Below are 15,094 nucleotides of genomic sequence, written 5' to 3'. Positions count from 1 at the left end.
GTCCGAAAGCCTTATAGTGTAGCAATAAGGCACATCTGTTTGGTTCAAACATAAATTCAAAAATCAATCCAATCGGGCAATCAACTTACGAACCACATCTTCAGCATATTATGTAGAATAAAATCCACTTAAAAATAAAAAACGGGGATTTAATTACTCTTTCACTGACGTCGGGACAAAAAAATACCCATCAGACTTTATGCATCTATGGGTATGAAAATTAATTTGAAGGTATTTGAAAAAGCAAACACCTGAATACAAAAGTTTTTATTACAACAAACCGTACAAACCGCTTGCGTAGCTTCTCAATGAAGATGATACCGTCTTCATTTTTTCTGGTGAAGGACCATTCACCTTATACGCTTCCGGATGTAGCTCTAATGGCTGTTCCTGACGCTCCTCCACACTACTTTTATTGGTAAGTGCTGCATTTTGCTCTTCGCTTATTTTTAATGGTGCCATGACGTAAATGTTTTATATATCCACAACATGGCATTTTAAATTTTGTTTTAGCGCTAAAGTGAAAAAAATCAATTTTAGTAAAAACACCTGTACGTTTTACCAGAAGTATTAAACACTTATTCCATGGCAGATATCCAGTTCTCAGTGCTGCTGCGTTTTATTGGTGTAGCTGAGGCAACAATCTTGAGCACACCGCCCGCATTGATATCATCCTGCGTAATATAGTTTTTGTGGTATTCCTTTCCATTTAAGTATACCGCTTTAATGTATTTGTTATTAAGGCTGAAGTTTTCGGTTTCGATCTTAAAGCGCTTTCCATTCGGTAATGTATAAGACAAGGACGGAAAAAGGGGAACATTCAGGTAATACACCGGCCACCCTACGCATGCAGGAGAAAAGCCACTTGCGGTAAAAACATACCAGGCACTCATGGCACCGGCATCATCATCCATTGTTCTCAGATATGCCTGCGGTTCGTTTTTATAAATCTTTCCAATGAATGAACCAATGCCACGGCTGTTATCATTAAAGTAGTTCTGTATCACAGTATCTGCGGCCAGCTGGTGCATCCAGTATTGCGATTTATATCCTGCTTTAGTAACATTATACATTAAAGGAACCTGCAAATCCGGCTCATTGGCATGATTGTATAAATCTCGCTCAAAAAACTCATCTAATTTCGCCAGGTAAGCTTGTTCTCCCCCATCTAATTCAATCAAGCCCTTAAAATCGTAAGGAACAAACCACCTGTATTGCCAGATGGTTCCCTGGTACAATCCACGCGCTTGCATCCGGTCAACATCATTTTTATTCAGGTCTTTGAAATCCTTGTTCCAGTACTTTTTATATTCGAGGGCTTTGTTTTTATAGTAATCCGACTTGTCTTTATTCTTCAGAACTTTAAAGATTTCAGAAAGTGCCCAATTATCGTAACTCGATTCGAGGGCTTTATCGGGCGATTTATAATCAAGCCCTTCAATTTCTTTTACCAGAGAATCGGTAATGGAAGCAAAATCCACAGGGAAACCTTTGCGGTAAGCATCAAGCAGGACAACAATGGCGTGTTCCGAACGTACCGTATTTGAGGGTTCTTTCTGCGTAGCATAATCTTTTTTTCCGGAATTGTAAAGATCGGCAATAGAGGTAACCATACCAGCAAAACGATCCTGTGCAATCAACGAGAGCAGGGGCAGCTGGGTGCGATAATTGTCCCAGATTGCCCATCCGTTATAACGGATTTGTTTATCTTTTTTCAACTCCCCTTTTGTGTTTCTGTACTCACCACTTTCCTCAGAGATGACGTAAGGTGATTGCATGGTACGATATAGCAGGGAATAAAACAATTTAGCACTATTCATGTTCCCGCTCACTGCAATTTTAGAAAGGCTGGTATTCCAGTCTGCACTGCTTTGCAATTTAAGCTGTGGCAACGCATTGTGATTAATAGATTTTTTCGCAGCTTCGGCACTTACCGAGGAAAGCGCGACATTGATCTCAGCTTTGCTATCACCTGATTTTAATTTTATGATGAGTTTATGATCAGATATCTTTTCCCAGGTTGCACTTCCGGTCACTTCCAAATCATAGTAAATTCTGTATTTCCCGGCACCGCAGGTGGTTCTCGACTCAATCCAGCCGCTCACGTTCCCCCCATTCACAACATGCTCTTCAGCAACGAAAGCGCCATTAAAGGCATAGCCCAGATCCAGATAAATTCCTTTTTCACCGGCTGGGAATTGATAAAGGTGTTTCCCGGCATTTTTTAAAACCGCAAAACTGGCTTTAATCTTATTTTCAAACCCAACTTCATAATATCCTGGCGAAGCCATTTCGGTAGATTTGATTAAAACAGACTGAGTCGGATCATGGCCTAAGAATGGCTTGATGAAAATATTTCCACCCGAGCCCTGGCAGCCGACGCCTTCAAAACGGTTATGAGTGAAACCTTCGAATTTCTTTGCCAGATACTCGTAGCCGGTATGGGTTTTGGGATAGGTTTGAGGACCAATGCTGAGCATGCTGAACGGGTAAGATGCCGCAGGCGACATTTGTCCGTGATCGCCGGAAGACCCCAGGAAAACATTGACCAGATCAACCGGCCGTTTATCTCTGATGGAAAATGTAGTAGTGTTCGATTGCGCTAAAACGTTTAAGTTTAAAAGTAATGATAGGGCAATGATGCTGATGGAAAATTTCATTGTATTTGTGTGATCGATATTGTAGTGGCCTAAATTACCAATTTAAGGTTAAGTAAAAGTTATGTTTTACCTTCTTTCCAAATGCGCTTATCAAACCGTCATGAAATAAAAAAGACCATTCCGTTTTGGGAATGGTCTTTTTTTTGAAAATAGCTTATCGCTTATTATTGAACATATTTTGTCGCTTATTTTATAGCAACCGGAACAGAAACTTTATCCCAGTCTAAAGAGAACCCAGATTTAGTGATTTTGTAAACCAGGCGCTCCTGTGTAGCTTTTAAAGCCTTTGTTTTTACCTCTACACGCAATACATCTTTAGCTTCTTCGTATTTGTATGCGCCCCATTGTTTTGGTTCCTTGTTAAAAATTGCTGTCCATACACCACTTTCCTTTGGAATCAGAAAAAAGCTGTATTTACCTGCAGCAAGTGGCTTACCTTCTACTACAATATCTTTGTCTGTTTCGAAGGTAGTAGCCTCGTTTGCACCTGCGCGCCAAACTTTATCATAAGCCTCTAAACCACCCCAGATTTTGCGGCCTTTTACTGCAGGACTGCTGTAGTTAATGGTGATGGTAGCTCCTTTTACCTTTCCCGTTGCCGTTGCAGCTGGGCTCGGCTTTGGCTGTGCAGCATCCTGAGCCATCGCACTTACAGAAATGGTAAATGCGGTAAAAAGCATGGTAATCGATTTAATCATTTTCATAGTCATATTATCTGTATTTGTTGTTTTGAGTTTACGAAATTAATGCTTTGGGACGATAAAATAATAATCCTAAAGTCGAAAAAAGAATTACCGCACCGGCACCTATTACATTTAGCCACAGGAACGACACTACATCAAACTCATAAACGGCAATTACAACAATTTCTGATAGTACTGCTGAAATAAAAACCAGGGGACCGTCTATCTTCTTATAATAAAATGCGACAAGAAAAATTCCGAGTATCGGTCCGTAAAACAGCGAGCCGAGTACGTTCACTGCCTCTATAAGTGAACCCATCTGTGTGGCAAACATCGCAACTGCGATTGAAAATATCCCCCAGCCTAAAGTATGAAGTCTGCTGTATCTCAATTCGGTTTCATCATCTACACCATTTTTTCTGAAAATGAGATGAACATCTTTCAATGAACATGCTGCCAGCGAATTTAAAGCCGCTGATATTGACCCCCAGCTGGCGAGAAAGATGACGGCAAACAGTAAACCAATCATCCCAATGGGGAGGTTATTTTTTACGAAATACAAAAAGATGTAGTTGGTATCGGTTTTTTCCGCATTAAGTGCAGAATCATTGATTGCTTGTTCAACTTTTCCATGTAAATCCCTGATGCTTTGCTGGGTAATCTTAAAGTCCTGTATGGCTTGGTTTAGTGTAGTCGACTGATTTTTATGTTGGGCCAGGATAGCTTTGGATTGGGTGTTAAACGCAGCCTCCAGTTTGCCGTGTTCTCTCTCAAAACCCTGCGCCTTTTCGGGCTGTGTCTCTTTCAGCAAGCTGTAGGCGCGTTCATTAAAATAAACGGGCGCTGGTTTCAATGAAAAGAAAACAAATAAAAGCGCACCAATTAATAAGATTGCAAACTGCATCGGTATTTTTACCAGTCCATTGAGCAATAAACCCATTTTTGCATTCGTATTATCCTTTGCTGTGATGTACCGGCCTACCTGACTCTGATCTGTTCCAAAGTATGACAGCGCCAGAAAAAAACCACCAATCATCCCGCTCCATATATTGTATTTATCTTTCCAATCAAACTCAGTAGTAATCACATTGAGTTTACCTGACTTACCTGCCAGGTAAAGTGCATCTGAAAAATTAACACCTTCAGGCATGCGCTGTACCAATAAGAAGCCTGCAAAAGCCATGGTTGCCAAAATAATCACAAACTGAAGTTTTTGAGTATGGGCGATGGCTTTCGCTCCGCCAACATAAGTATAGATGAGCAGTATTCCGCCGGTGAGTACATTGGTTAAATAAATGTTCCAGTTTAATACACTGGAGAGAATGATACTTGGCGCATAAATACTGATTCCGGTTGAAAGGCCCCGCGAGAAAAGAAAGAGAAGGGAAGTTAACACCCTCGTCTTCTTATCAAAGCGTTGTTCCAGATACTCGTAAGCAGTATATACATTTAAACGCTGAAAAATCGGGATGAAAGTGATGCAGATGACGATCATCGCTAATGGCAGTCCGAAATAATACTGCACAAACCGCATCCCATCAGTATATGCCTGACCCGGAGCGGAAAGAAAGGTGATTGCGCTGGCCTGGGTGGCCATAATACCTAAAAGTACAATGTACCAGGGCATTTTATTATCTGCCTTTAAATAAGAGGCATTGCTTTTTTGTCCGCGCCCAATATATACCCCGTAAACCACAACGGCAAGTAAGGTAAACAGCAAAACTGCCCAGTCGAAGTTGCTCATGCCCAGAATTTAGTAAACAGAAAATAGAACAGCACCTGAAGGATTAACGCCAGTGCCAGCAAGATGTACCAGGTGTTCCAGTTTCTCAGTTGGTTTTTCATTTATTTTCCCGCTGATATGAAATTGAAAAACAACCTTGCTGCTCCAATGTTCCCGGCTGGCAGCTGCCTGAAAAACGCCAGCGGACTATATATAAAATTGCCTTTTCCGTACTTTGCATAAAGGGTTGAACCTTTTAAGGGCTCTTCTCCGGTATCATTCATCTCAAACAAAGCCTCATATTTTGGATCCCACTGATCGGGAAAGTAGGCACCACGTTCCTGTACCCAGTCTTTAAAATCATCCGCAGTGATTTTGTTCGGGTAGTTTAAGAGTTTATGGTCAGGGATCAAAAATTTAACAGCAGCGTGCTCTTCGGTAACCCGTTTGCCACCGATATTGAAAGGGTAAACACCAAAATTCTGCAGCGCCATATCCTGGGTGGTGTTGTATTGCATTACTACTGTACCGCCGTTTTCTACATAAGCATTTAGTGCTCCCTGCCAGTTCCTGATTCTTTTCTCCGTGTTGATTACGCGAACGCCGGTAACAATGGCGTCATATCCGGCGAGCTTTGCCGGGCTTAAAATATCTGCTTCACTTAATACATCAACCTGTAAACCGGCCTGTCTTAAAAACTCAGGGATCAAATCACCAGCTCCCTGTATATAGCCAATCCGTTTGGCCAGCACTTTAATGTCCCCTTTCAATAACCAGGTTGTGGCGGGAACAAAATACTGCAGGGAAGGCAAATGAGGATATTGGATGAGTACCTGTCCTTTGCTAAATTCATTTGTTTCTGATGAGAATATGGCCTCAACTTTATTCTGACTGGTTTTAATCTTCGTAAGATCTTCAGCCGCAATAAGAAAATCTTTTACTGTTACTGTATTTTCTGCCAGGTTTATCCCTGTGAAGGTTTTAACTACTGTATTTCCAATCTTGAAACTAAGTTTACCGTAATTAATATTTTTATTCGCTTTCAGGCGAAGGCTAACGGTTAGCCCTTCTTTCTCTTTTGCAAAGTAAACGGGCTCTGTAAAACTTAAGTCCATTGCCGGGATAATTCGTAATTGTTCAACTACATCCCCTTTAACAGGATCTAATTTCTTGAAAGATAATGGAAGCTGAACTGTAAATCTGTCGCTTCCTATTTTGAGGATTAGTGCTACATTCAATTCTGGTGCCCGCTCTGGCATTCCGACTAATGTATCGTTGGGTACGCTGAAAGTCGCCGCATTTTTAGCTGGTGCCGAAAGCCAGTATGGTTCTGTTGGGGTTGCCACTGCAGGGATCTGTATCTTTCTTTCTAAAGTGATCAATGAATCACCGGCGACTCTTTTATTTAGCACATCTGTTTGGTTAATCCAGTTCACCTGTTCCAGAATAACCGGATCTGAAGATCTTGATATTACATTGAGGCGGAAATTATAACTATTGCCTGCAACTGCTTCTGCCTGACTGGTTACCACCTCTCCCATAAATCCGGTACAACTTAAAATAATCTGATCTATTGCAGTAATTTTATCTTTTCGAAGATTTACATCCTGTATTTCCGTAAGCTTTTTACGGAGCATCAATAAACCATGCAGGCTTTTATCCGGGTGGTTATAATCAAATGATAATAATATAATATCAATCAGTTCATCTATATCACCAATTCCTTTATCCGACCAGTTTAAGGGAATTTTATCGAAAAGAGATTCTTTCGCGGGCTGGCCTGCCACATGGGTGAAATATTCTGTTCTCAAACCCGCTACAGATTGCGTTCCTGCGCCCTGACTTTTATGTAAACTTCTGCTTAATCCGGCCAGTTCGCCATAGCCCATGCCAAGTTGCGCATCATACTGTCCTACATTTATTTTAAGCTGGTTTTCCGCCGTCGTGTTTACAGCGCCAAAACGAAATGTATTCCACAACAATCTTTTAGGTTGCCATACGTTTACATATTTCAATTGTGCAGGGAACATGTTTTTATCAGCTGCAGCTGCGAAAGCTTTTTCTGCCACCACAGCAGATGCAGCATGCTGGCCATGCCCGGCGGCAGCAGTTGGCGGAAATCTGCAGATGATCACATCCGGACGGAACTTGCGGATGACCCATACTACATCCGCTGTGATGCTGTCAGCATCCCATTGTTTAAAAGTATCAGTTGTATTTTTGGAGAAACCAAAATCAATAGCCCTTGTAAAAAATTGCGTAGCGCCATCCAGCTTTCTGGCTTCCAGTAATTCATGCGTACGGATTAATCCTAAGGCAGCGCCCTGTTCAGCGCCCAATAAATTCTGCCCACCATCTCCTCTGGTTAAAGACAGATATCCCGTTTCCACATTCTGATCATTAATTAACCAGGAAAGCAAACCCGTATTCTCATCATCGGGATGAGCTGCCAGATAGAGCACTTTAGGAAGATGTTTTAAGGTTTTGATTTCCCTGTAAATTTCTGAAGATTTTGATGGACGGAGCTGTTGCGCCGTACAATAGAAACTCCAAAACCCTATTAGCATTGCCAAGGTTAACTTTTTAAACATAATATTTGCTTTGTACAGCAAATATGCTCAAAATGCTTTTATTTCCTGAGCTAAGAAACGAAAAAGGTACAAACAAAGAACAGCGATTTATCCTTAATATTGCAACATAAATTACCCCTATGAACGGTACAGTACTCATCATTGACGATGAAAAGAAAATTAGCAGTCTGCTTTCCAGAATTATCGGATTAGAAGGTTTTACAACTTTGCAGGCAGAAACCGGAAAAGAAGGTTTAAAGCTTTTAAAAAACAATGATATTGATATCGTAATCAGCGATGTGAAACTGCCGGATGTAAATGGCGTTGCTTTGGTTAAGGATATTAAAATAGCTAAGCCTTATGTAGAAGTCATTAACCTGACCGCATATGGCACCATTGCAGATGGAGTTCTCGCGATCAAAAACGGGGGATTTGATTATCTGGTAAAGGGCGATGACAATGATAAAATTATTCCGCTGCTTTACAAAGCGATGGAAAAGGCAATCCTGCAGAAACACAAATTCAACACCCAAGACCAACCTGCCCAAAAACATCAGTTTAATACCATTATAGGCAAATCAAAAGCGTTGAGGGAAGCCATAGAACTGGCAAAAAAGGTAAGTCAAACTGATACCACTGTGCTGCTTCTGGGCGAAACAGGAACAGGAAAGGAGGTGTTCGCCCAGGCGATCCATTATGAAAGTGCGCGGGCAGCTAAGGCCTTTGTTGCTTTAAACTGCAGCGGCTTTAGTCCTGAACTGTTGGAGAGTGAGCTTTTTGGATATAAAGCCGGTGCCTTTACAGGTGCGAATAAAGATAAAAAAGGATTGCTCGAAGAAGCCAATGGTGGAACCCTGTTTCTGGATGAAATCGGTGAAATGAACCTGGACCTACAGGCTAAATTACTTCGGGTGTTGGAAAACCAGAGTTTTATCAAGGTTGGCGATACCATTACAAACAAAGTGAATGTCCGCATCCTTGCGGCAACCAACAAAGATTTGAAGGCTGATGCCATTGCCGGAAAATTCAGGCCTGATCTGTATTACAGACTTTCAGTATTTACCATCGTACTACCTCCGCTGCGTGAGCGCCAATCCGATATCGCTGCTTTGGCAACACATTATCTAAAGGCTTTTTCTGGGAAAATAAACAAACCGGAAATAAAAATCGATCAAAAAATGCTTGATATTTTTCAAAAATATAGCTGGAAGGGAAATATAAGAGAGCTCAAAAACATCATCGAACGACTGGTTATTTTATCAGATGGCGACATCTTAAGTATTTCCGCACTCCCACCAGATTTTTTTGAACTGGCTCCCTTAGAAAACAATTATAATCTCCAGCAGGTAGAAAAACAACATATTCAAAAAGTATTGCACCATACCAAAGGGAACAAAACAGAGACATCGAGATTACTGGGAATTGGGTTAACTACATTATACAGAAAAATTGAAGAGTACCAGATCAATGAAATTTAGTTTAAAAAGCCACGTTCCTAAATAAACAAGATCAATTTTATCACAATTTATTATCTTCAAAGAAAAAACATATGCATAAATCTATTCTAACCACACTGCTCTTCCTCTTCTCCCTTTCGGCTTTTGCTCAACAAAGCTATTTTCAACAACACTTAACCTATAATATTGATGTTACTTTAAACGATAAGGATAAATCACTGAAAGGCTTCGAAACCATTACTTATAAAAATAATTCCTCAACCCCGCTTGATTTTATCTGGTTTCATATTTGGCCGAACGCCTACAAAAATGAATCCACAGCGTTGTTTCAGCAAATCACAAGTGATACTTCCCGAAAGGAAAAACTTAAAAACATAACCTATGGCAGTATAGACGGCCTGAACTTCAAAGTTGATGGTAAAGTGGCCAAAACCGAAGCGCATCCAAATCCACAATACATCGATATTGTGAAGGTTTTACTTCCATCCACATTGAAACCAGGAGATTCCATCAGTATATCCACAGATTTCAACGTTAAATTACCAAGCTATTTTTCCCGATCAGGTTATGCTGAAACCGAATTCATGGTTACCCAGTGGTATCCTAAACCGGCAGTTTTCGACAAAGATGGCTGGCATGAATTCCCTTACCTGGACATGGGTGAATTTTACAGTGAATATGCGAATTATAAAGTAAACATTACCTTGCCATCGGCTTATGTAGTGGGCGCAACCGGCACCCTGCAAAATACAGATGAATTATCAGCCTACAAAGCCATTGGTGCAAAAAACACCGCAGACCAGAACAAGCCAACGATCTATAGTCCCATCAGCAAATCGGCAACTAAAACGTTGACCTACTCCATTAACAATGTTCCTGATTTTGCCTGGTTTGCAGATAAAGACCTGGTGATTCAATACGATACGGTAAAATTAGCATCAGGCAAAGTGGTGGATGCTTTCAGCTATTACCACAATAAGAAAAATACGCTTTGGGCAAACAGCATCGGTTATATTAAAGATGCCACCAAAAAATACAGTAGCTGGATTGGAGAATATGAATATCCGGTAGTTCAAGCCATTGAGGGTCCGAAAAACAATGCAAGTGGTGGCATGGAATATCCGACAATTACATTAATTACCAGCCCTGATGCAAAGAAGGAGACGCTGGACGGGGTTATTACCCATGAAGTGGGACACAACTGGTTTATGAGCATGCTTGGAAGCAATGAGCGGATGCACACCTGGCAGGATGAGGGTTTTAATACTTTCTTCCAGTTCAGGTACGAAGCTGAAAAATACAAATCGAATTCTATTTTCGGGGATGCCATTCCGGCCAAGATTAAAGAGCTGCCTACTGATAAGTTCTTAGCCAGCGTATATGGCGCCTTATCTAATGTGCCTATGCAATCGGCCATTGAGACCCCTGCAGCTGACTTTAAAACTTCAGAAGAATATGGATTGATTTCTTATGCCAAAACAGCGCTATGGCTCTATCTTTTGGAATCTCAGATTGGCCAGGAAAAGTTTGACAAAGCTTTTCAGGCCTATTTTGCGGAATGGAAAAACCGGCATCCAACCCCGGCTGATTTCAAGGCCTCAATGGAAAAATCCCTGAGTACTAATCTGGATAAATACTTTAACCTTTTAAACCAGCAGGGCAAGTTTTAGATCATTTACCCATGTTAAAAATACGGAGTCTTAGCAAATGGCTAAGCTCCAAACCTAATCCACTTATCTCCTTCGTGGCCAAAAATAAAGGAGCCGGGATGCAGCATTTCAGCAATATCCTCAATCAATGCCACTGCATTTTCGGCAGTGCGTACACGGTTGACATCGTCATTCAATAAGATAATCCGATTGTTTTTAACCGCCTGCCATTCTGCGTTGAGTACTGCGGGTACTTCCCTCATTAAATCGGTCAGCGTTTTTCCAGGTTCGTAATAGATGACAAATGCAGCACCCAGAATATCTGCTTCCAGCATCCCACCTGCTAAAGCAATTTCTTCCGCCAGCAAATAGTTTAGATTGTTTGCTGCATCCAGACAAGCAACAGGCATTTTGTCCATAAACTTAATTTTGTGTTCTACCAAATCCAAACGTTCCTGAAGTTCTTCCTGCTGAGCGGCATCAAGGCCAATAAATAAATCGTTTAAAAAAGACATCTGCATTAAATTTATTAATTTGTGCAAAAATAACATTCCTCCCCTCATGCAAGGCTCATTTAAATATATATTTTGGATTTTTTGCTCTAGCATCATCTTTTCGTGTAGGGAAAACACAACGGATAATGGCAAAAAGGTATTCAACATCAACCTCGATCAGGGCTTAACCTCCATAGATCCGGCTTTTGCGCGCAATCAAAATGCGATCTGGATGACTAATCAGATTTTCAATGGCCTGGTTCAGGTTAATGATTCTTTACAAACTATTCCGTGCATTGCAAAAAGCTGGCAGATTTCTGAAGATGCCCAGACTTACACATTCAACCTTCGTAATGACGTTTATTTTCATGATGACCCCATCTTTAAAAATGGAAAAGGGAGAAAAGTAACAGCAAGGGATTTCGCATATAGTTTTTACCGGCTCATCGATCCAAAAGTTGCTTCCTCAGGTGGATGGATCTTTAGCGACAAGGTGAAGGATGAGCATAGTTTCATTGCCATTAATGATTCTACGTTCCAGATCAAACTGGTGAAACCCTTTCCCCCTTTCATGAGCTTGCTTACCACCCAATATTGTTCGGTAGTACCAAAAGAAGTGGTTGAACATTATGGAAAAGATTTTAGAAGTCACCCTGTAGGTACCGGTCCTTTCAGATTTAAATATTGGAAAGAGGGCGAAATCCTGGTACTATTAAAGAACGATCATTACTTTGAGCAGGATGATAAGGGCGTTCACCTGCCTTATCTGGATGCTGTAAAAGCCACGTTCATCACCGATAAGCAAAGTGGTTTTATGAGCTTTCTGAAAAAGGATCTTGATTTTTATTATAACGTGGATGGAAGTTACCGTGATGATATTTTGACTAAAAGCGGTAAAATGAGTGCTAAGTACAAAGGGAAGTTCAGCCTTACAAAAAGTCCTTACCTGTGCACCGAATATGTTGGAATTCTGGTCGACACCAATTTAGCGATTGTAAAAAACTCACCACTGAAAATTAAGAAGATTCGTCAGGCAATAAACTATGCCATTGATCGTGATAAGCTAATCAAATACCTGAGAAATGGAATTGGAATTGCTGCAACATCAGGTTTTGTACCTAAGGGCATGCCTGGATTTGACAGTACAAAAGTCCATGGGTATACCTATGATCAAAAGAAAGCCGCTCATTTATTAACAGAAGCAGGCTTTCCGGAAGGCAAAGGATTGCCAGAAATAACTTTAAACACTACAACTACCTACAAAGACCTGATTGAATTTATCCAGGGTGAACTTACAGCCGTTGGTATCAAAGTTAAAATTGATGTGAGCCCAAGTTCAAGCCTCAGAGAGCTGATGGCAAAAAACCATGTAAACTTCTTTCGTGGTTCCTGGCTTGCAGATTATGCTGACGGTGAAAACTTCCTGTCCATGTTTTATTCAAAAAATAAGGTACCCAACGGGCCAAATTATTTCGCGTTTTATAACAAGGAATTTGACCGGTTATTTGAACAAAGTTACTACGAAGCCGACAATGAAAAACGTTTTGAACTTTACCGTAAGATGGATCAGATGGTGATGGATTTTTCGCCGGTAGTGCCCCTGTTTTATGATCAATCTGTAGTGATGCTTCAAAATAATATCAGCGGTTATGCTTATAATCCGTTGAGTTTAATGATTTTGAAAAGAATCAAAAAAGGTTAATTGCCAAAGAGTTTACGTTTCAGAAATTCTGCTGTTGCCTCACTTACCTTCACCCCGTTTGAAAACTTCATCCAGTGATGGGTATCGTCAGGAATCACCAGAGATTCAAATTCAAAGTTTTTATCCTCAAACCTCTTTGCCAGGTCCACACTTTGGCTGAAGGAAACATTGCGGTCGTCATCTGCATGAATAATCAGTGTTGGGGAGGTCCAGGTTTTGAGATAACTTACCGGTGAAGATCCCTGTGCAATTTTAGCGGCAAGGGTGGCATCAGGTGCTGGCGCTTTGGCCTCAGCTGTATTCGCACTGAATCTGTTATTTACCCCATGAATATCAACCCCGGCAGCAAACAGCTTCGAATCTCTTCCTAAAGCCAAAGCCGTGAGATAACCGCCATATGATCCACCATATATCCCTACGCGTTTAGGATCAACATGGGCCTGAGCGGACAGCCACTCTCCCGCCGCTTTAATATCCTGATATTCCGATGCACCCTGAGCACCTGCATTTAGCGGTTTGTGAAAGTCGTAACCATAGCCTAAGCCTAACCTGTAGTTGACCGACAGAACTGTAAAGCCCAGGCTTACCAGATATTGATTAAGTCCGTAGTCAATGGAATAGTAGTCCATAGGACTCCAGCCCAGATACATCTGCCTTTGCGGTCCGCCGTGAACATATAAAATTGCTGGATGACTTTTAAGTGGGTTTTTAGGAGAGAACAACTGACCATAAACCAGCTGCCCATCGGCTGCCCGGAAGCTGACATGCTCTGGAATAACCATATGTTTGAGCGGAAAATCAGCAGGGATCAATTCTTCCCCGATGAGCCTGATTTTCCCTCCATCCTGCAAAACGGCAGGTAACAAGGGCCTTTGGGCCGTGGCACTCAAACAATAAACCTGCTCTCCATCGCCGGCAATTACCGGATAGGCTTCAATACCTAAGCCCCCACTCAGCGGCTTCATATCGCCCTTGTCAACTGAAACTTTATAAATATGCCTCCTGTCCAAATCATCTTTGTCCTTTCCTGTATTTGCGGCGAAAATAATTGTCTTTTTATCCTGCGTGAGCTTTACATTTTCGACAACGAAATTACCGGGAGTAAGCAGCAGCCTGTTTCTCCCTTTGCTATCCATTGAATATAGATGAGGCCAGCCATCTTCATAGGAACTGAAGATGATACGCCCAGCTGCCCAGGCTAAATTTGCGCCACCTTCAATTGATGGATAAGAACCTTTGATCGTTGTGGGGGCTTTCCAAATCTGCTTACCTTCACCCGTAATGACATTCGCAGTCCAGATTGCCCAGGGCTGATGTTTCTTCGCCAAAATGGAATCGGTCTCCATTCCCAAGCCCTGGGTTCTGATGAAAGTAATTTCTGAACCGTCGGGCGACCAGGCAGGGGAGTGATCCCTCGCAAATGAAGGCAACAACCATTGAACGGGTGTTGACTGATCTTTATAAATCCCGATAAACGAATGGTCAGTTCTATTGCTTACGAATACGATTTTTGTACCGTCAGGAGACCATTTATAACCTGAATTATTTCCTTTTGCGTAGAATAGATTCTTTGCCGGAGACGAACCATCTATTGCTGCGATTTTGATCTGGCCTACGCTGGAGAATATTAAATCTTTACTATTCGGAGCAATCACCGGATAATCTCCTTCTCCAATTGTAATCGTTTTTCCACCTGCAAAAGGAATACTTAACACCTGCATTTTCGGGGCAACTGGAGAAGAACCGGCATTTACGGGACCTCCATCCCTTCCGCCGTGGTCGCCACCCCTGACAAATACAATCCACTTTCCATCATCGGAAACAGATAGACTAGTTAATTCCTGCCCGTCATCTTCGTTATAGCTGGTTAGCTTCATTACCTGATAATCCGGGGCTGTTGCAGTATAAATATTTCGTTTACCCTGTTCATTTACTGCCCAGGCAATTTTTGATCCGGAGGGGGAAGAAACCAATTGAGAGGGGAATGGATAACTCAATACAGATTTTATCGGGAAAGGTTGACAGAAACCACAAACTGAAAACAAAATAAGAGACAGTAATATAATTGCGGCTTTGTTCATGAGTGATGATTTATAGAAAGTTATGAAAAAAGCCCTTACCGATAAAGGAAAGGGCTTTGTATTAGTTATTTTAAT

The 15,094-nt window shown here is 41.4% G+C and carries 10 protein-coding genes; 3 read left to right on the top strand and 7 right to left on the bottom strand.

The window, feature by feature from the left end; genetic code table 11:
* Positions 1-270: 270 nt before the first annotated feature.
* The 5 genes from AC570I_RS00560 to AC570I_RS00540 form a co-directional block, all read right to left on the bottom strand.
* Positions 271-462 (bottom strand): hypothetical protein, encoded by a 192-nt coding sequence (locus AC570I_RS00560; protein ID WP_047798351.1) that lies wholly within the window; start codon positions 460-462, stop codon positions 271-273.
* A gap of 116 nt (positions 463-578) precedes the next feature.
* On the bottom strand, positions 579-2,660 hold the full coding sequence (locus AC570I_RS00555; RefSeq protein WP_497403394.1) for a glycoside hydrolase domain-containing protein: 2,082 nt from the start codon (positions 2,658-2,660) through the stop codon (positions 579-581).
* A gap of 185 nt (positions 2,661-2,845) precedes the next feature.
* Complete coding sequence (locus AC570I_RS00550; RefSeq protein ID WP_497403391.1) at positions 2,846-3,364, bottom strand: DUF2911 domain-containing protein; 519 nt, start codon at positions 3,362-3,364, stop codon at positions 2,846-2,848.
* A gap of 31 nt (positions 3,365-3,395) precedes the next feature.
* Positions 3,396-5,087 carry a sodium:solute symporter family protein gene (locus AC570I_RS00545; RefSeq protein ID WP_497403388.1) on the bottom strand — a complete coding sequence of 564 codons (1,692 nt, stop codon included), beginning with the start codon at positions 5,085-5,087 and terminating at the stop codon, positions 3,396-3,398.
* Positions 5,088-5,188: 101 nt separating this feature from the next.
* A complete protein-coding gene (locus AC570I_RS00540) occupies positions 5,189-7,633 on the bottom strand; it encodes a PIG-L family deacetylase (RefSeq protein ID WP_497403386.1) in 2,445 nt (814 codons plus the stop codon).
* 143 nt (positions 7,634-7,776) lie between these two features.
* On the opposite strand from AC570I_RS00540, the gene AC570I_RS00535 reads away from it, so the two are divergent.
* Positions 7,777-9,114 (top strand): sigma-54-dependent transcriptional regulator, encoded by a 1,338-nt coding sequence (locus AC570I_RS00535; RefSeq protein ID WP_497403383.1) that lies wholly within the window; start codon positions 7,777-7,779, stop codon positions 9,112-9,114.
* 71 nt (positions 9,115-9,185) lie between these two features.
* Entirely contained in the window at positions 9,186-10,763 is a 1,578-nt protein-coding gene (locus AC570I_RS00530) for a M1 family metallopeptidase (RefSeq protein WP_497403381.1), read from the top strand.
* 41 nt (positions 10,764-10,804) lie between these two features.
* Here AC570I_RS00530 and AC570I_RS00525 read toward each other — a convergent pair whose 3' ends face one another.
* Complete coding sequence (locus AC570I_RS00525) at positions 10,805-11,257, bottom strand: hypothetical protein (RefSeq protein ID WP_497403378.1); 453 nt, start codon at positions 11,255-11,257, stop codon at positions 10,805-10,807.
* A gap of 46 nt (positions 11,258-11,303) precedes the next feature.
* Between AC570I_RS00525 and AC570I_RS00520 the strand changes: the two genes are divergently transcribed.
* Positions 11,304-12,938, top strand: coding sequence for an ABC transporter substrate-binding protein (locus AC570I_RS00520; RefSeq protein ID WP_497403376.1), 1,635 nt, complete (start codon positions 11,304-11,306; stop codon positions 12,936-12,938).
* On the opposite strand, the gene AC570I_RS00515 is transcribed toward AC570I_RS00520, so the two are convergent.
* A complete protein-coding gene (locus AC570I_RS00515) occupies positions 12,935-15,019 on the bottom strand; it encodes a S9 family peptidase (RefSeq protein ID WP_497403372.1) in 2,085 nt (694 codons plus the stop codon). The two genes, AC570I_RS00520 and AC570I_RS00515, sit on opposite strands and share 4 nt — an antisense overlap.
* Positions 15,020-15,094 lie beyond the last annotated feature (75 nt).

It is taken from the genome of Pedobacter sp. A2324 (assembly GCF_059693705.1).
This window is presented reverse-complemented; position numbering and strand designations above follow the sequence as displayed.